This window comes from Deminuibacter soli, assembly GCF_003412455.1.
Lineage (GTDB): Bacteria > Bacteroidota > Bacteroidia > Chitinophagales > Chitinophagaceae > Deminuibacter > Deminuibacter soli.
Map to the genome: position 1 here is coordinate 326181 of NZ_QTJU01000003.1, position 19402 is coordinate 345582.

Annotated in this window: 10 protein-coding genes; 6 read left to right on the top strand and 4 right to left on the bottom strand. The window is 48.7% G+C overall.

What is annotated here, in order from left to right; translation table 11 throughout:
* Nucleotides 1-219: 219 nt before the first annotated feature.
* From DXN05_RS11730 to DXN05_RS11755, 6 genes are all read left to right on the top strand, one after another.
* Complete coding sequence (locus tag DXN05_RS11730) at nucleotides 220-561, top strand: hypothetical protein (protein WP_147313900.1); 342 nt, start codon at nucleotides 220-222, stop codon at nucleotides 559-561.
* 400 nt (nucleotides 562-961) lie between these two features.
* Nucleotides 962-4075 (top strand): SusC/RagA family TonB-linked outer membrane protein, encoded by a 3114-nt coding sequence (locus DXN05_RS11735; RefSeq protein ID WP_116847433.1) that lies wholly within the window; start codon nucleotides 962-964, stop codon nucleotides 4073-4075.
* A gap of 18 nt (nucleotides 4076-4093) precedes the next feature.
* On the top strand, nucleotides 4094-5578 hold the full coding sequence (locus tag DXN05_RS11740) for a RagB/SusD family nutrient uptake outer membrane protein (RefSeq protein ID WP_116847434.1): 1485 nt from the start codon (nucleotides 4094-4096) through the stop codon (nucleotides 5576-5578).
* A 23-nt stretch (nucleotides 5579-5601) separates the two neighbouring features.
* Entirely contained in the window at nucleotides 5602-7458 is a 1857-nt protein-coding gene (locus DXN05_RS11745; RefSeq protein ID WP_116847435.1) for an arylsulfatase, read from the top strand.
* Between the two features lie 303 nt (nucleotides 7459-7761).
* A complete protein-coding gene (locus DXN05_RS11750; protein WP_116847436.1) occupies nucleotides 7762-8844 on the top strand; it encodes a sterol desaturase family protein in 1083 nt (360 codons plus the stop codon).
* 114 nt (nucleotides 8845-8958) lie between these two features.
* Nucleotides 8959-9222: a hypothetical protein gene (locus tag DXN05_RS11755; RefSeq protein WP_116847437.1), complete on the top strand. Its 264-nt coding sequence runs from the start codon at nucleotides 8959-8961 to the stop codon at nucleotides 9220-9222.
* A 31-nt stretch (nucleotides 9223-9253) separates the two neighbouring features.
* Here the strand turns inward: DXN05_RS11755 and DXN05_RS11760 are convergent, their stop codons facing one another.
* The 4 genes from DXN05_RS11760 to DXN05_RS11775 form a co-directional block, all read right to left on the bottom strand.
* Nucleotides 9254-10576, bottom strand: a complete 1323-nt coding sequence (locus DXN05_RS11760) for a vanadium-dependent haloperoxidase (RefSeq protein WP_245975190.1) — start codon at nucleotides 10574-10576, stop codon at nucleotides 9254-9256.
* Nucleotides 10569-13898, bottom strand: a complete 3330-nt coding sequence (locus DXN05_RS11765) for a VCBS repeat-containing protein (RefSeq protein WP_245975191.1) — start codon at nucleotides 13896-13898, stop codon at nucleotides 10569-10571. Before DXN05_RS11765 ends, DXN05_RS11760 begins: the two co-directional genes overlap by 8 nt.
* A gap of 111 nt (nucleotides 13899-14009) precedes the next feature.
* Complete coding sequence (locus DXN05_RS11770) at nucleotides 14010-15920, bottom strand: RagB/SusD family nutrient uptake outer membrane protein (protein ID WP_116847439.1); 1911 nt, start codon at nucleotides 15918-15920, stop codon at nucleotides 14010-14012.
* A gap of 11 nt (nucleotides 15921-15931) precedes the next feature.
* Entirely contained in the window at nucleotides 15932-19135 is a 3204-nt protein-coding gene (locus DXN05_RS11775; RefSeq protein ID WP_116847440.1) for a SusC/RagA family TonB-linked outer membrane protein, read from the bottom strand.
* Between the last annotated feature and the right edge of the window lie 267 nt (nucleotides 19136-19402).

Genomic DNA, 19402 nt, shown 5'->3' on the forward strand with positions numbered 1-19402 from the left:
AGTAAGCAAAGATAAAAACCGGCGTAAGCATGTATGCTTAAAAAAAGAGGCTTTTTTCGGTGTATTGGCAATAGCAGTCGGTAGCCGTATTTTCCGGCTGAATATGCACGCAGCACAAGATTAAAATTTACTTATAAAATTGGTACAATGCCCGTCAGCACTGTCACATTATAAAAAATGTTTAATTATGGCCTCTTTTTTGGACAACAGCGTCTTACTATGAATACAGCAAGCCATATTCAGCATGTCTTCGATACTTACGGTGTGGTTATTTCAATTGAAATGGCAGAAAACATTTTTACACGGTGCAACGAGGGATTGAAAAACATGATTCACGCGTCGTGCATGGCGCGTACCAATGAGCAGGTGCCGGTGATATGGCAAAGCATTATACTGATGCTTACAAGCCTGGTACCGCCCACAGCAGCGAGCAGTATTGAATACAATGCGCTGTTCTTTGATTGCTTTTATACCGCGATGAACAAAATACTGCCCTCCCACCACTGGATGCTGAAAGAAGGATTCACCGAAATGATACCCCGGACACCGTTTTCAGAATAATTTCCTATAAATTTGGTAGACTAATAATTGCCGCCTATTTTTGCCATGGTATATACAAATTACCATGTACCAACTATCTGCCCATGCTTACGCAACCTAATGCATACCGCTTTACTGTAAACATCTCCTGCGCGGGGTTGGCAGCATGTTGTTGTTGCTGTTGCTGATATTTTTCCCCGAACCTGCATTATTCTGCCAGCACAAATTCCGCATATGTTTTACCTGAATACATTTTTCACAGGCTTTGCCCATGCGCGGGCAGGACCATAACTGATCTGAAAAAAGTTGGCCGGAAACTGTTCGCACCAGCTCCGGCCTGCAATAAACAAGGCTCGTTATTAACAGTTCCCGCGAATTGCTTCGCAGGCTGTTGCCATTATTTAATTACAAACCAAAATTAATGAAAAAACGTTTCCTCGCGGGATGGTGCATTTCTATGCTTGCCCCCTTTGTACTATCTGCCCAGTCATCTCCCCCTCCCATTATCAATGCAACGCTTACCGGCAGCGTGGTTGACAGCAAAACAGGCAACCAGCTGGAAGGCGCTACCGTACATATAAAAGGCACTACGCATGAGGTAATTACCGACGGGAAAGGCCATTTCAGCTTCAGAACAGGGCAAAAGCTGCCGTTTACACTGGAGGTAAATTATATCGGCTACCAGCCGCTGGAAATAACTGTAAACGAATCACCTGTTCAGCTAAAACTGCAGGAATCGCAAAGTCAGCTGAACGAGGTGGTGATTGTGGGTTACGGTTCGCAACGCAAATCAGATATTACCGGCGCTGTGGCATCTGTTTCCAAAAACCTTTTATCGCAACCCACGGCTTCATTCGATAACCTGCTGCAGGGCACCGTGCCTGGCGTTGCAGTAACACAAAGCTCCGGCCAGCCCGGTGGTACAGCCACTATCCGTGTACGCGGCGGCAACTCCATCAGTTTTGGTAACGATCCCCTGTATGTGATTGACGGCTTTATCGTGTACAACAATAACGCTTATGCCAATACCGGTGCATCCAACGGTGCAGGTGTAAACGCACTGTCGACCATTAACCCCAGCGATATTGAATCCATTGAAATTCTCAAAGATGCTTCTGCAACGGCTATTTACGGTTCAAGAGGCGCCAACGGAGTTGTGATCATTACCACGCGCCGCGGCAAAAAAGGCAGCAATGAAGTCAACTACAGCACCTATGTAGGCCGCCAGTCTGTTCGTAAAAAACTGGGCCTGTTAAACGCATCGCAATGGGCTACACTGGTAAACGATATCAATAAAAGTGACGGAAAGCCTGCCAGCTACAGCGATTCGGCCATTGCTGCCCTGGGCGTTGGAAGCGACTGGCAGAACGCACCGCTGAAAAATGCCACCATTCAAAACCATGAACTGTCTTTCTCAGGTGGTGATGACAAATCGCGTTACCTTATTTCAGGCAACTATTTTAACCAGGGCGGTAACGTAGTGAACACCGGCTTTAAACGTTATGCAGCGCGCATTAATTACGAACGCAACATCAGCGAACGCCTGAAAGTGTCGACCAATATATTCGGCAGCCAGAGTAATGAAGACAAGTTGTACGGCAGTCCATACAACAGCATCAATTTCAACGGTGCTTATTCCAACCTGCTGCAGACTTCACCGGTTGCCAAAATTTACAATGCAGACGGCAGTTACAATACCACCAGTCCATTTTCATCTACCCCCACCAACCCATTGCTGGACATCATTGCCACCACGAACGAAAGCAACCTTACGCGCGTGCTCGGCAGCATATCCGGTGAATACAAAATCACCAACGACCTGGTGCTGAAAATCACCGGCGGCGCGGATTTGCTGAACGTAAAACAGAACTACTACGCACCATCCACCACCGGTTCGCCGGCAGGCAGCAGCAGCGGTTATGCCGCATCAGGTTATGCATCGGTAGGCACCTCCAATGCAGTAACCTGGATCAATGAAAACACGCTTACCTACGACCACCAGTTTAACCATAAGCATTTTGTAACAGTGCTGGCAGGTTATACCACGCAGTTCCAGAAAGATGAAAGCGCTGTGGCTTCTGCACAGAAGTTTCCCAACGACCTTACCAGCTTCAACAATTTGAATTACGCTTCTACCGCAGTACTGTCTTCTTCAGACGGGCACCGTTCTACCATCAATTCTTTTTTAGGCCGCATCAACTATTCATTCAACCACAAATACAACATCACTTTATCTGAAAGGGCAGATGGCTCATCGAGGCTTGGCGCCAACAACCGCTGGGGCTTCTTCCCTTCTGTAGGCTTGTCATGGAACATCAGCCAGGAAGATTTCTTTGTACCGGCCAGCCGCATCATCAGCAATTTGAAACTGCGCTTATCCGCAGGCCGTACCGGTAATTCGGAAGTACCTCCCTACAGCTCGCTTGCAGCACTTACGCCCACCAACTATTATTTTGGCGGCGCACTGGTTACCGGCATTGCACCGCTGCAACTGGCCAACCCCGATTTGAAATGGGAAACCACCACACAATACAATGCCGGTGCAGACATTGGCTTGTTCCGTAACCGCGTGAACATTTCCGCCGATGTGTACTATAAAAAGACCAGCGACCTGCTGCTGAATGTACCATTCCCGTTGTATACCGGTTACAGCAGCGTGCTGGAGAATGTGGGCAGCGTATCCAATAAAGGTGTTGAGTTCAGCATCAGCTCAGACAATATCAAAAACAAGCAACTTACCTGGCGTACCACCGCACTGTTTGCAGCCAACCAGAACAAAATACTGAACATAGGGCCGGATACGCGCTATTACTATCCTGTTGCACCCACAGGGCAGGTATCACCTGTAATTGTACAGGTGGGTTTACCGGTAGGTACCTTCTGGGGCTACAGCACCAACGGATTGCTTACAGCAGAAGACATCAGCAAAGGTGCACCTATGCTTAACGGTGTATCACAGCAGGTGGGCGACCGCAAGTATGTGGACTATGATAAGAACGGCGTGATCAACACTGCAGACAAACACAACCTTGGCAGTGCGCAACCCAAGTTTACCTATGGCTTAACCAACAGCATCAGCTATAAAAACTTCGACCTGTCTTTCTTTTTCCAGGGATCGTATGGCAATAAAATTTTCAACCTGCTGCAGCAAAAGCTGGAGATACCCACGCTTTCGCTCAATGCCTCTTCTACCCTGTTAGACAGGTACAGCGCCACCAATCCCAACGGCAAACTGCCTAAGGCAACCAATTCACCGGTGCCGCAGGTAACAGACCGGTATATAGAAAGCGGCTCGTATCTGAAGCTGAAAAACCTGTCACTCGGTTATACTTTCAGCAAGGGCATTATACAGGCCATTCATGCAAAACAGCTGCGGCTGTATGTTTCAGCGCAGAACCTGATCACCTGGACAAAGTATTCCGGCTATGATCCTGAGGTAAATTTTTATGAAGGAGACAACACGAAGCAAGGGATTGATTATGGCATTTACCCATCTACCCGCACCTTCCTGGCAGGTTTGAACATCAGTTTTTAGCACCAACGAAATTATCACATGAAACCATTATTGTTTATCACCGCTGCAGCACTGATCGCAGGCGCCTGCAACAAGCTCACGGAAAATCCTTCTTCTGTTATAGTGAGCTCCCAGTTTTACAAAACACCTGCTGATGCCGTTGCTGCTGTAAACGCAGTGTACAGCACACTCAACAGCGACCCGGCAGGCGATTTCGTTATATACGGCCGCAACCTGAACCTGCTAACCGGCAATGGCAGTGATGACCAGGTATTCAGTCCGAGCAACACCAACCCCGATGTGCGCGCACTTGGTACCGCCACTTATGTAGCCAGCAACGACCGTGTAAAGAAAAACTGGCAGCAGCATTATTATGGTATCAGCAGGGCCAATGTAGCCATTGACCAGATCAGCAAAATGACCATAGACACCACACTGCGCAACAGGCTGGTGCGCGAGGCAAAATTCATTCGCGCATTGCTGTATTTTAATATCGTTCGTTTCTGGGGAGATGCGCCGCTGGTACTACACGACCCTACATCGGTAGATGCAGACAAGGCAAAAATTGCGCGTTCACCCAAAGACAGTGTATATGCACAAATCGTCAGCGATTTAACAGACGCCACACACCTGCCGGCCAGTTATGGCGGTGCAGACCTTGGCCGTGCCACCAGCGGCGCAGCGCATGCCCTGCTGGCCAAAGTATATGTAACCAGGCAATGGTGGCAGCAGGCGCAAAACGAGCTGCTGCTGGTGTTAACCGCAGGCACCTATTCAGGCGCCACCGGCACATACGGGTATGCCTTGTACGACAACTACCTCGATGCCTTTCAGAAGCCCACCAAGAACGGTAAGGAGCATGTATTCTCCGTACAGTTCGAAAGCAACCTGGGCGCAAAGAACAGCACGCAATCACTCAGCTCAACCAACTTCAGCTCCTTTAACCCGGCAGTATATCCCGGCGATATTCCTGCAGATCATTTGTATGAACTGTTCGACAGCACAGACACCCGCCGGGCAGTAACCTTTTTCACCACGCTGTACAATGCAGCAACCGGGCAAACCGTGAACTTCGGCGCCCCGCGTTTCGCAAAGTTTATTGATTACAGCTTATCACCGCTCACCAACCAGGCGCAAAGCGGCATCAACTTCCCGGTGATACGTTATGCAGACCTATTGTTGCTGTATGCCGAAGTGCAGAACGAACTCAGCGGCGGCCCTACACCAGATGCCTACAAAGCCATTAACCGTGTACGCAACAGGGCGCATGTACCCGATTTGACAGCAGGACTGGGACAACAGGCATTTCGCGAAGCCGTATTTTTGGAGCGGCGCAAAGAGTTTATACAAGAGGGCATGCGCTGGTTTGATCTTGTGCGCCGCGGCGGTACCGTGCTGGTAGATGCGCTGCATGCCTTACCTGCCAAAAGCGCTGCCAGCGCCAAAGACACGCTGTTTCCCATACCACAGGCAGAAATTGATTTAAACCCCGCACTTACACAAAACAAAGGCTGGGAACAATAACATCCACACTTCAAATAATACAAATGAAAAAAACAACACCGGTATTGTTCATCACAGCCATGCTGTTTGCCCGGCAGCTAACCGCGCAGAACAGTACACCCGCTTACCAGGGCACGGTAGGCAAAACACTGGCCGAATCAAAAGAATGGTGGCCGCAGCCGCAGCATGCGCCTGCAGGTGCGCCCAATGTTATATGGATATTGCTTGATGATGTGGGATTCGGCGCAGCCAGCACTTTCGGCGGTGTAATACATACACCCATATTTGATAGCCTGGCCAACAATGGTCTGCGTTATACCAATTTTCATACAGCAGGCATCTGTGCACCTACACGCAGCGCGCTGCTTACCGGCCGCAACCATCATTCCGTGCACATGGGCGGGTTTGCACATGCCTTCAGCTCTGCCGGTTTCCCGGGTTATGACGGGCGCATACCCACCAGCAAGGGCACCATTGCAGAGATACTGCGCGACAATGGCTACAACACTTTTGCAGTAGGCAAATGGGGACTAACACCGGATGAAGACGCAACAGATGCAGGCCCGTTTGACCGCTGGCCAACAGGTAAAGGCTTTGAACACTTTTTTGGTTTTCTCGGCTCTGAAACAGACCAGTACAAACCCGATCTTGCAGAAGACAATACGCATGTTACACCAGATGGCCGCCATTTAAGCGAACAGATTACTGACAAGGCCATTTCTTATATTGCCAAACAGAAAAAAGCCGCACCCGGCAAACCCTTTTTCCTGTACTATGCACCAGGCGCCACCCATGCACCACACCAGGTAAGCAAGGAATGGAGCGATGCCTACAAGGGACAATTTGATGAGGGCTGGGATGTGTTCAGGGAAAAAGTATTTGCACAGCAGAAACAGCAGGGCATTATACCCAAAGATGCACAGCTGCCGCCGCGCAACGAATACATCCCCGCATGGAAATCGCTGACACCCGGTGAGCAAAAACTGTATGCACGCTTTATGGAAGTGTACGCCGGTTATTTAACCTATACCGATTACCAGGTAGGCAGGGTGGTACACTACCTGAAAAGCATTAACCAGCTCGATAACACACTTATTTTTGTGGTGGTGGGCGACAATGGCGCCAGCAAGGAAGGCACGCTGTATGGCACTGTAAACGGCAAAAATTCCTTACCCAATAACAAGAATATTACCACGAAGCAATACCTGGAACTGAATGAAAACGGTATTGAGAAAATAGGCACACCCGAATCGTTCACCAATTACCCGCTGGGCTGGGCACAGGCCACCAACACACCATTCAAATACTGGAAACAGGATGCCAATGCAGAAGGCGCTACACGCAACCCGCTGATTGTATTTTACCCCAAGGGCATTACCGGCAAAGGCGGCATACGCACACAATACAGCCATGTAATTGACCTGCTGCCTACCACACTTGAATTTACCGGCATTGCACAGCCTGCCACGATCAGGAACATTGCACAGGATTCGATACAGGGCACATCGCTGGTGTATTCGTTTGCTGATGCCCAGGCGCCCGCCCGCCATACGGAGCAGTACTATTATATTTTCGGCGCACGCGCCATTTATAAAGACGGCTGGAAGGCAGAGGCTTTTCACAGGCCGGATATCATTGATGAAAATGATTTCAAAGATGCAACCCGCAAACCTTATACCCGCGATTACGACAAGGATGTATGGGAGCTGTATAATGTAAACGAAGACTTCAACGAACGTACGGATCTTGCACAAAAATACCCGGAAAAGCTCGCCGAACTGAAAAGCCAGTTTGATGCGGATGCGCGCCGCTACAACATCTACCCATTCATTGACTGGGATGATGTATTCCACAGGCGCATACACAACACCAATGCGCAAAGCACCACGCTAAACAAATAACCATGATACTGAAAGACATTCTTTTACTCGCTAAAAAAATCGCGATCGGCATACTGGTGTTTCTTGTCCCATTGCTGATACTGCTGGGTTTGCTGCAATTGGCAAAACCATAGATTACGACACCTTTTAACCACAAAGAACACAGAGAAAATAAAACACAGAGCGCACAAAGCAGAAAAACACATTACTGCGCCAGGATACGCAGTGTTCTCTGCCGGCTTTTTCTCTGTGCACTTTGCGGTTAAGATTACAGTTCCACGATCATTTAAAACAAAACATCCTGTAACATACAAACCGAATCACATGAAACTCTCCAGAGAACTTGCTGCGAAGATTTCGCGCGATGCATTTATCAGCCTGTTTATTTACGCACTGCCTGTTGTGCTGTTGCTGGTGTATGTACACAATGGCCATACCGGCATTGTGCAACCCACGGTTCCCAAAGCCATTACCGGCTTACATATACACTGGATAGAAGCCATCTTCAGCAATCTTACCAGCTGGGGCCTGCCTGCCATTATGCTGCTGGTGGGCGTGGCTGAATTTGCACTGGGACTATACGATAAAAAATGGACAAAGAACGAACGCATACTGGACATTGTATGCTTCGCCGGCTCCAGGATTGCCGTTCGCCCGGCCGTGGTGTATTTCACCCTGAAATTATTGCCATTGCTGCTGCCCGGTTTAAAAAACGCTTTTGCCTGGATTCCTTTCTGGTGGGCCTTTTTCATCATTGCTATTTTTGATGATCTCACGCAGTACTGGTATCACCGCCTGCACCACCAGGTACCTTTTTTATGGCGCTTTCACCGCACGCACCATTCGGCACCATACATGGGCATGGCCATGGCCAGCAGGCAGAATATTATTTATACCATCTTCTTTTCACAGATTTATTTAACAGCAGCACTCACTTACCTGGGACTGGGTTATGCAGCCCTGTTTGTAACCGGTATAAAAGCACTGATCACTACTGCTGCGCATTCTTCCATTGCATGGGATAAACCGTTTTATACATACAAACCACTGCGACCGCTGGCCTGGGTACTGGAACGCCTGATTTCTACGCCTGCCACACACCAGGCACATCATGCAGACACTACGGATGATGGTGTTGGTTATTACAAAGGCAATTTTGGCAACATGTTCTTTCTGTGGGACATTATTTTCGGCACCGGCATTATCACCCGCCGCTACCCTACCAGCTTTGGCACCAAACATTACAAACAGGAAGAATGGTATGTGCAGTTTGCATGGCCACTGTTTAAATCGAAAAAGCCGGGCAGTGAGCTGTCTGCGCAAGGACCTGTGGTGGCAGAGGATAAACAACCGGAAACGGCTGTTTTACAGCCCAGGGAAAATGTGCCGGCGGCGTTGAGTGCGTAGATCATAACATAATCACATGATACTAACGGGCGTATGCATAAAAAAGTCAGCATAAATACATTAAAGTTTCAACACAAATACTTAACTTTAAGATAACCTTAAACCCCAGGATTTATGCTGAGACAATACGACAACGTTCCGTATGAAGTGCGTTTTGCATTTGGCGGAAAAGAGTACACCGCATCAGTTAATCATGTGAGCAGCGAATTACCTTTTCATTTCTTTGCATTTATTTCAGATGAACATTTATTGAAGAAGTATTACGAGGAGCATTACATCCAGTATTCCCCGGAGAAGGGTATCTCCTGCAACAAGGAAGATATAGAGCTGAAAGCAGCTATCTGGGAAGGCATCCGGAAATACCATGAATTCAGATAAGATAAACCGGCAGTAACACACTGCCGGTTTTTTATTGCGTTGTACCCAGCCTGGCCCATACCAGTTCACCGGCTTTTTTTCCCTGTATCAGTCCATTGTCTGCTGCATCTTTAAAATGAATACCACCATACACGCGTGAGATGGCCGCTTCTTCGGCTGCCTGCTGAAACGAAGTAAAGGAACGCGGCGGCAAGCCGTAAGACTGCTCCACACTGTCTTTATACGCGAACTGTTCACCAAAATAATGTGTGAGAATACAGGCTGCAGCTGCCGATATTACCGAGTGGCCGCTCGGGTACTCAGGAAAAGGCGGTGTTTGCAGCAAGGGCCGCCAGTTAACATCAATGTGCCGGCGTATGGCTGTTTCGGGGCGTATGCGGTTGCTGCGGTACTTCTCGTCCCAGCATGAAATAAAACCATCCGTTAAGCCAATTGCCACCATCGTCATCACCTGCATGCTTTGTGCGAAATCTTTCTTTGCCTGTATGCATGCAATACCGGCAATGCCCAGCCAGTGCGCGCCGGGCGAAATCTTTTTCAGGGCCATCTGCAAATGCCCGTCATCTTCTACTGCAAAGGGATTGCAATCCCAGAACGCAGCAATTACGCGGTGTTCAGCCGGCAGTGTCTTGCCTTCTGTATAGTTCAGCTGCATCAGTTTGTAAAAAGCAGAAGACGGCGCTGCTGAATAGGCTATTGGCGGAACGGGTTTGCACTGCGCCGATGAATCGAGCACAAAGGTGCGTACGGTTTTAAAATAAGGCTCTACAGCAGGCAAAAAAGCCGGCGGTGTAGGATACCAGGTGCCAGGTTTATTTACCGGCGTATAACGTGCGTAATTGCTGATTTTGTTATAGCCGTCTGCCCTGGCATAGGCCAGCACAGCCTTGCTGATGTACCTGGCATACCGCTGCGATTGCTGCAGTTGTGTTGCTGTATAGCCTATGCGGCTGCATGAATCCAGTAATTGCTGCTCATACGCGGCCAGCTGTTTACCGGAAGGCTGCATTTTCTGCGCTGTTTCCAGCATGGCCAGCAAGGCGCTTAACTGCACGGCATAACCTTGTATGGAATCGGGTTTGCCGATTTGCGGATAACCATGCAAGCGGTTGTACATGCTGTGGTAACCATCGCTGTTCTGCACAATTACTTCATAACCTGAAAGACAACTGTAGGCAAAAAAACGCGCTGCCAGCGGCGGGTTGGTAATATCGTGCACCATGATATCGGTCATGGCAGTGATTACATGGCTGATGTTTGCCGGGCCGAGTGCTTCTTTAGCCAATGGCTTGGGCTTGCAAGACTGCATGCCGATAGCGGCACAAAAAATATAGAACCAGTATCGTTTAATCATGTTGTATACTGTATGCGGTAAGCGGCTGATGGTTGATGCCGAATAATAAAAGATTGCCCAGGTTTAACACGCTGCGTACATCTCCCTTTAAATGAAAACCTGACTGTGGCTGGTTGATATAGGTAAAGCCACCCTTGCCATCGCCGTGCAGTAAAACGCCATAGTTGGCATCATACTTACCAAAACGAAGCCTGGCATGGTTACAGTTGCCACATAACAACAGGTCTTGTTTGCCATCGTTGTCGTAATCCAGCGCAGTAATAGTGAATACAGGCGAAAGCTGTGCCTGCACCGGTAAGGTCACTTGTGTAAAGCCACCTTTGCCGTTGTTCAGCAAACAGGTGGTGGCCAGTGTATTGGCCTGCAGGTGACCTGCGCCTTTCAGCTCATCTGCTGTAAACACATCGGTAAGTGTGGCATCTGCAAAAGCAGCATAACCGGTGAAGCGGGTACGCATCATGCTCATCTGATCCAGCAGTTCATCACGGGTTACATAGGGATAAGTTTTGCCTTGTATGTAAAAACACAGTATGGGATCTATGGCACCGTTATCATCGAAATCTTTATAGTACAGTTCAGCCGGTTCTTTGGTGCTGGCGCGGCATTGGGTGTTCAATCCCTGGTTGCCGATCACGAGGTCGGGATGGCCATCGTTGTTGATATCAGTTACCAGCAGTTTGTTCCACCAGCCGCTGAGCGGTTCGGTGAAATACTGGCTGGTGCTGTTTTGCAGTTGTTTGTTCCGGTTGATAAAAATGCTCACCGGCATCCATTCACCTGCCACCACCAGGTCGGGCAGTTTGTCGTTGTTGAGGTCTGTAAAAGCTGCATCTGTGATCATGCCTGCTTTCTGCAGTGCAGGTGCTATTGTTGCGATAGCATTGGTAAACTGCCCCTTGCCATTGTTCAGCAGCAGGTAGCTTTCCGGCGTTTCGGGATAGCGACCGGGTATTACCCTTGCGCCTACAAACAAATCGGTAAAACCATCACCATTTACATCAGCAGCTGCCACACAGCTTTTGGCGCTGTACATGGCGGGTAATGCAGTATTATTTTGCGTAAACTGTCCTTTGCCATTGTTCAGGTACAACCTGTCCTGCAGCAGTGTATCGCCGGGTATATAATTGTGGTAACCGCCGCTGGCTACATATAAGTCGGCATAGCCATCGCCATTGGCGTCAAAGAACACTGCAGCTGCATCTTCCTGTGCATGTGCGGCTTCAAATGCAGGCTGTGGCTGGCGTTTAAAGCTGCCGTTGGCCTGTTGCAGGTACAGTATGCCGGCATTACCGCTGCCGCCGCCAATGTAAATGTCTTCCAGTTTATCACCGTTCACATCTGCTTTGGCCATGCAGGGGCCGTTAAACGAAAGCGGGTTAATGAGCAGCGGTTGCCGTTTAAAATCGTTGATGGCATCTGTTGGCGGCGCATATGCCACCGGTGCAGCCACCTGTTTATATACAGCGCGTACCACCTGCTGTGTGGTGGCTGTGGTAAGGGCATCTGTTTCCTTCAGCGCAAGCAGCTGGTCAGGCTTTGGTGCACGCAGCAATTGCGTTTTACCATTGGGCCATTGTACCTGCAATGAATCGATGGTGGCAACCTTGCCAAGACCGAAATGCAGCACAGGCGAAACCGTACTCTGGTAACCACGCGCAGGCATCTGCTCCAGCAGTTGCTGCTGCCCGCCTGCCCACAGGCGCAGTTTGCTGCCTAGTCCCTGTGTATTGGCGCCCGCACCTTTCAATTGCACATCCAGGTAGTGGTGATGCAGCTGTTTGTCTGCATCATTGCGGTAAATAAAAGCAGGCTGGTTAATGTTGTTGATCACGAGGTCAAGATCTCCATCGTTATCGAGATCGGCATAAGCCGCACCATTGCTGTTCGAGGGCAGCTGCATGCCCCATTGCCGGCTGGCATTGCTGAACTTTAGGTTGCCGTTGTTCTTATACAGGTAGTTCACCACGTTGCTGGAAGGTATGTGCTTCAGCAATTCCAGCACATCGGCACGGCTCATGTGTCCCCTGCCCTGCACATAATCGTTCATGTATTTTACAAAATCCAGGTTGGTATAATCGCGGGTAAAGCCATTGCTTACGAAGAGGTCTTTTAAGCCATCGTTGTCAAAATCGGCAAACAGCGGCGCCCAGCTCCAGTCTGTATTGGATATGCCGGAGAACTGCCCGGTTTCGCTGAAACTGCCGTCACCATTGTTTACCTGCAGCATGTTGCGCATATACTGGTAATAAAAGCCGGTGCGCAGGTTCAGTTCAAATTTCTCATAATTATCCGGGGCAGTGAGCAGTTTTTGCCGGTGGTTGTCTTCAGGCAGCATATCAAGTGTATAAATATCGGGCAGGCCATCGTTGTTGATGTCTGCCACATCGTTGCCCATGCTGAACTGGCTGGTATGCCCTACGGTTTGCTGCAGCTTATCGGTAAAAGTGCCGTTGTGATTGTTGATATAAAGATAGTCAGGCACGGTATAGTCGTTGGACACATAGATATCTGGCCAGCCATCGCCATTGATGTCTGCAATGCCTGCACCCAGCCCATACGATAATGCAGAGCTTTGAATACCCGATTGCCTGGTTACATCAGTAAAATGGTTGTGGTCGTTGCGGTATAAACGCAATCCTGAATTAAGATCATCTTCTTTCAGCAGGGCGGCTGTGGCAGCTTCATCCAATACACGCAGCGACGAGGGATTATGGTTAAGCATAAAGGCATCAAGATCGCCATCCCTGTCATAATCAAAGAAAAAAGCCTGTGTGCTGTAGGCAGAATCGGCCAGGCCATATTGCGCAGCCTGTTCGGTAAAATGTGGTGTGCCTGCTGCGTCGTTGCCATTGTTGATAAACAGCTGGTGCACGCGTTTCTCCCCTCTTACCTTGCCGGAGTAACAAACAAAAATATCGGTTTTACCATCGCCGTTTACATCGGCCATGGTTACGCCTGTTTTCCAGGGACCAGGCCTGCCTGCAACACCTGCTGCGGCAGTAATATCGGCGAACTGCATATTGCCCTTGTTGAGATAAAGCTTATTGTCGGTCATGTTGCCCGAGAAATACAGATCCTGCAGGCCATCATTGTTTACATCACCGGCAGCAACACCACCGCCATTGTAAAAATATTCGTACAGCAGTACGTTGGTGTTGATGCCCTCGGTGAGTGTATTGGCAAAATCAACATGGGTTTGTTCGGGCGTGAGCAGGGTAAATAAGTGTACAGTATCGGCATCGGCAGCCTGGTGACTGTTATTGCTGCAGGCATACAGCGACAGCAGCCATGCTGTAACACAGAGGAAAGTCAATCGTTTCAAAAGGCAATTTTTACCGGTAAGATATTGCATTGTATCCGAAATACAGCGGGGTATATAAACAAAGACAAGGATCCCTTGCGGGACCCTTGTCAAACTCAAATTTTCAACGCATCAATAACCGGGGTTTTGCACCAGTTTAGTGTTTTTATTCATTTCATCACGTGAAATAGGCCTGAAGTACATTTTATCCAGCCATTGCCTGTTTTCGAGCGATACATCTTCCTGTGGTTTATACGTGTAAGTGTACACGCTTTCATCATGTTTGTAAGGCGATGGCGCTGTGGCACCGGGTTTCAGCTTACCGGTTATATTGATAAACTTGATTTTCCTGCCCAGTGTTTCCGGCGCAATCATCCACCTGCGTGCATCATGATAGCGGTGTTCTTCATATACCAGCTCTACCCTTCTTTCGTTGCGGTAACGCTGGCGCAATGCATCGCCACTTTCAGTTAATGCAGGCATACCCGCACGGAAGCGGATCTTGTTCAGCCAGCTCCTGGCTTCCTCATCACGACCCAGTTCTATCGCTGCTTCAGCCAGGTTCAGCACGGCTTCCGTATAGCGGAAGAAAGGCCATGGAATCAGCTGGCGCGTAGTATTGTCTACCAGTGTAGGATCCGGGTCAATGAACTTGCGCATGTAATAACCTGTCCAGCTGCCGTTCCAGTTTTCGATTGAGCTCTGGCGGGTATCCAGGCCGGGCAGCATGCCTTTGGCAGTTTCATAGCTACCGGTTTGTATCTGGCTGGCAGGGTCTACGTTACCTGAAATAAGGTTACGTGGTTTCCATGGTGCGCCATCATACATAATGCTTGCATAAAAGCGCGGATCCCTGTTTTTGTAAGGTGCAGCGGCTTGCGTAGTGTTGTTCCAGTCAAACTTCACTGCTTTGGGGTTGCCGGCATCTGTACTGTCCATGTATTCATAATCATCTACCAGTTGCTGGATAGGTGTATTGCCTGCCCAGTTGTGGTAACCGTTAGGCCCGTTGTGTAAACCTACCTGTTTGCCACCGTCGTCGATATTGGCAGTAAAACTTCTCAGGAACAACAGTTCGCTTGCGGCAGAACCATCAACTTCCTTGTATTTACTACCGCCGCCCATTGAGAGGGACACATAGTTTTTACGGCCTTCCTCAGCGCTTACCGGCGCAGTGAGGTTGAGTTTATAACCTGCAGCAGGCGCAGCATTGATCACTGCCAGTGCAGCATCATATGCTTTTTGCCAGCGTGCTACACGGTCACCGCTCACATAACCGAGCAGTTCGGGATTGGCATAAGCCGCAATAACGGGTGATTTTGACTTGGCAGTCGGCATGTCGTGCAGATCGCTTGCTGCATACAGCAGTATGCGTGCTTTTAAAGCCAGTGCTGCATTGGCATTGGCCCTGCCCAGCGCCATGTTGCGGCCGCTCAGCAGCATTACGGCGGAATCACATTCCGTTGTGATAAAGTTCACGCAATCTTCAAATGAACTGCGCACGATAGAATAATCCTGGTTAAGGTTGTACGATTTTTTAACAATAGGCACGCCTCCATAATAACGCACCAGCTGGTGGTAATAATAGGCGCGTAAAAAATGCAGCTCACCCTGCAGGCGGTGTACCAGTGCAGTATCGGGGAAAGTTACGGTTGGCAACTGTTCCAGCGCGAGGTTGGCACCGCCGATTTTGGTGTACATGTCTTTGTTATCGCCGGCAATACCCCACATATAAGTTTCACTTACCCAGCCCAGGTTCGAGGGCCCGAGCGTGCCTTCATTTACCACGTTGATGCCACGGCCGGAGTGTGTAAACACGGCCTCATCTGACAGGGAAGACAATTCCTGTTCATCAAGACCGCCGTTGCCGAGGCCATTGTAAATATCTGTAACAAATGCTTCAGTGAGCGCGGGATCTTTCCATACGTCTGTTGCCTGCACTTCACCCAGCGGTTTGGTATTCAGAAAGTCTTTCTTACACGCATTGAAGGTGATGCCTGCAAGCAGCAATATGTGTATTGGATGTTTGTATGTAAGCTTCATAATAATGCGTTTTAAAAAGTGATGCGTCCTCCAACGCTCCATATCCTGGACTGGGGATAGTACTGGCCATTGCTGCTGGTTGATTCCGGATCGTAGATTTTCATCTTATCCCATGTAATGAGGTTTAAACCGCTTACATAAACACGCAGGTTGTTGATGCCTGCTTTTTTCAGCAAACCGGCAGGTACTGTATAACCCAGTTCAAGGTTTTTCAAACGCAGGTAATCGCTGTTGCGCAAAAAGTACGTGTTCAAGGCAGCAGCGCCACCGGTGTAATAGGTGTTACCCCTGTTGGCAATGCGCGGATCAACACTGCTATGGTTGTCTACTGTCCACTGGTGATCGTAAGAGTATTTGAGGTAGTTGCCGATATCACCTGATTCTGTACCAAAATACAGCAGGCCGCCGGTTGCACCCTGGAACAGGATGGTTGCGTCAAAGCCTTTGTAGCTCAGGTTGATATTTACACCACCGGTAAACGTCGGGTCACGTGTCTTGTCAAGCGCTACCTGGTCGTTGGCATCAATTTTACCATCGCCGTTGATATCCTTAAACTTCATGTCGCCGGGTTTCAGATCGCTTGACAATGCACTGTAGTCCAGTTTGCTGGCTGCAATGTCTTTCACGTCTGTAAATACACCATCATATTGGTAGGCCAGGTAAGTTCTGCCGTTGCTGCCGAAAGGATGGTTGGTTGATTTCTGCCATTCAGGTGCACCGGGCGCTTCATCCCAGTAAAGGATCTTGTTTTTGGCATAACCGCCGTTCACACTTACGTTGTAACGGAAATCACGGCCAATGTCACCGGCATAACTTACTTTAAACTCATAACCTTTGTTCTGCAGTCTGCCCATGTTAACAGGTGGCAGCAGGTTGGCAATACCACTGCTGGCCGGTGTTGATCCCTGTTTCTGGATCAGTATTTTATTACGTTTGTTGATGAAGTAATCAAATTCAAAACTCAGCCTGCTGTCGAGCAATGAACCCTCGATACCTATGTCGCTGTTGTTCGCAACTTCCCAGGTAAAATCAGGGTTGGGTACACGTGTATAAGCCAGGGTGCGCGCTACGTTGTTGTCCACCACATAGCTGCCGAAAGGATAGGTACCGAGGTATTGGTATTCCTGCAGTACACCATTAAAGTAAACCTGGTCATTACCCATTTGTCCCCATGATGCACGCAGCTTTAAGTTGTTCATCCAGCGTACATTGTTTTTGAAGAAGTTTTCTTCAGAAATACGCCAGCCAGCCAGCACACCCGGGAAGAAACCGAAGCGGCTTTTTTCAGGGAACAGGTAAGAACCATCATAACGCCACAGGAATTCAGCCAGGTATTTTTCCTTGTAATTATAGGCAGCACGGCCAAAATAACTCAAACGTGCTCTTTCATAAGCACCACCGCTTGCGTTTTTCTCAGGATCGCCACCTGCAAACAGCTGGTCAACCGCAGTAGAAATGAAATAACGGCGGTAACCATTGAAGTTGTCTTCGTTGTCTTTTTCCTTGGTTACAGCTGCCATCAGGTTAATGGTATGGCTGCCGATTGTTTTATCGTAGTTTAAGAAACCAGACAACAGGATGTTGAGGAAGTTATCATCAGATTGTGTTAAACGCGGATCGCTGTAGGTACTGCGTACAGACTTGGTGAGCAGTGGTGTTTTGCCATCTGCTTCATAACTGATTTTATCCCAGAAGTACAGGTACCAGGGCGTTTGCCAGTCTTTTACACGCTGAATTTCTTTATCGATAGAAGCAGTACCGGTTAATTTTAAACCCGGCACACCCGGTATCTGTATTTCTACTTTACCATTGCTTAACAGGTAATCCCTTTTGTCTTTATCATAACCGGTTTGGTTAGTGGTAATAACAATCGGGTTTTGCCCGTTTTCAATATCCGGGCCGGGCAAGCCGTTGGGCCATACTTCCTGCTCGGTGGGTTTGCCACGCATCATCATACGGAAGATAGAGCCGGCTGTTTCTGTAGGATAGAAACGGTATTCTTCCCTGCCGCTTGCACCCAGGCTTACGTTGATGTACTTGTTTACTTTTACATCGAGGTTCAAACGGAAATCGTATTGTTTGTAACCTGTTGCAGAGTTTTTATAATAACCGTCCTGGTTGGTATAACCGAGTGATGCCAGGTAACGCACGTTATCTGAACCACCATTTACCTGCAGGTTATGGCGTGACTGCGGCGACCAGTTTTTGAGTGTGGTTTTAAACCAGTCTGTATTCGGATGCCCCCATGGATCAGATCCGTCAGCGTATTTTTTCATGTCGTCGGGTGAATACGGCGCATTCACCACCACGCCATCGCTCTTGGTATACGAACCGCTTTTTACCAGCTGCGGCCATGCAGTTTCCCATTCGCCGGCGTTGACGTTATCGTACATCACCAGCTCATTGTTCATTTCTGCATACTGTGTTGCATTGGCTACTTTAGGGATGCGCGTAGGTTGCGCCCAGCCCTGGTTGTAGTCGTACGACAAACTGGGTTTGCCGTTTTTACCGTGTTTGGTGGTAATCAATATAACGCCATTCGCGGCCCTTGCACCGTAGATGGCGGCAGATGCGTCTTTCAGTACAGACATGCTTTCGATGTCTGCAGGGTTTAAACGCTCCATGCCACCCGGCCTGTCGGGCACACCATCTATTACAACCAGTGCAGACGTGTTACCAAGGGTATTGGTACCGCGGATACGGATAGTAGAACCATCGTAACCGGGCTCACCACTGGCCTGTACGGCAGTGATACCGGGCAAACGGCCTGCGAGTGAGTTGGATAAGTTAACGGTGGGGGATTTCTCCAGCTCTGCACCTTTTACAGAAACAACCGCACCTGTTACGGTCACTTTTTTCTGTGTACCATAACCTACTACCACAATCTGTTCCAGCTGCCCGGCAGAAGGTGTAAGCTGTATATGGAAACTGGTGTTGGAGCCAACGGGCAGCTCCTGGTCTTTATAACCTACAAACGTCACAAGCAGCACACTACTACTGTTTGGCACGTTGAGTTTAAAGTTGCCTGATGCATCGGAAGTGGTTCCTTTCGAGGTACCCTTCACGATAATACTAACATTAGATAAAGCGGAATCTTTGCTGTCTGTGACCCTCCCCCTCACGGGAATGCCCGTAGATTGGGCATGCAGAAAGTGACAGGCAAGCAGCAGGGCATGAAGCAGCAGTACGCTCTTCAATCGTTTTGGCAATTGCATATCGTTTGAAATTTAAATAACTAAAACTCGTGCGCAAACGTTTGCATTTTTAAGATGCAGTTATCCGTACCACCTTTGGGGCAGTAAAAAACATAATACTATCGCGTCAGAATCTATGGCACCAGGGGACGGAAAGAAAATCGTTGATTAGTGGATGTGGTAGTGTGAAGGTATTTTCTCATATGCAGCAACATTTAAAAAGTATTTGGCAATCGTTACTTACGAACTAAGGTAGTTAAAAAAAATTAAAAACAATAGCGATGATGA

Bases quoted from the DNA above. Each gene is read 5' to 3' on its own strand.
- DXN05_RS11760 (WP_245975190.1), bottom strand. From the start codon at position 10,576: ATGATTAAACGATACTGGTTCTATATTTTTTGTGCCGCTATCGGCATG.
- DXN05_RS11735 (WP_116847433.1), top strand. From the start codon at position 962: ATGAAAAAACGTTTCCTCGCGGGATGGTGCATTTCTATGCTTGCCCCC.
- DXN05_RS11755 (WP_116847437.1), top strand. From the start codon at position 8,959: ATGCTGAGACAATACGACAACGTTCCGTATGAAGTGCGTTTTGCATTT.
- DXN05_RS11750 (WP_116847436.1), top strand. From the start codon at position 7,762: ATGAAACTCTCCAGAGAACTTGCTGCGAAGATTTCGCGCGATGCATTT.
- DXN05_RS11740 (WP_116847434.1), top strand. From the start codon at position 4,094: ATGAAACCATTATTGTTTATCACCGCTGCAGCACTGATCGCAGGCGCC.
- DXN05_RS11730 (WP_147313900.1), top strand. From the start codon at position 220: ATGAATACAGCAAGCCATATTCAGCATGTCTTCGATACTTACGGTGTG.
- DXN05_RS11770 (WP_116847439.1), bottom strand. From the start codon at position 15,920: ATGAAGCTTACATACAAACATCCAATACACATATTGCTGCTTGCAGGC.
- DXN05_RS11745 (WP_116847435.1), top strand. From the start codon at position 5,602: ATGAAAAAAACAACACCGGTATTGTTCATCACAGCCATGCTGTTTGCC.
- DXN05_RS11775 (WP_116847440.1), bottom strand. From the start codon at position 19,135: ATGCAATTGCCAAAACGATTGAAGAGCGTACTGCTGCTTCATGCCCTG.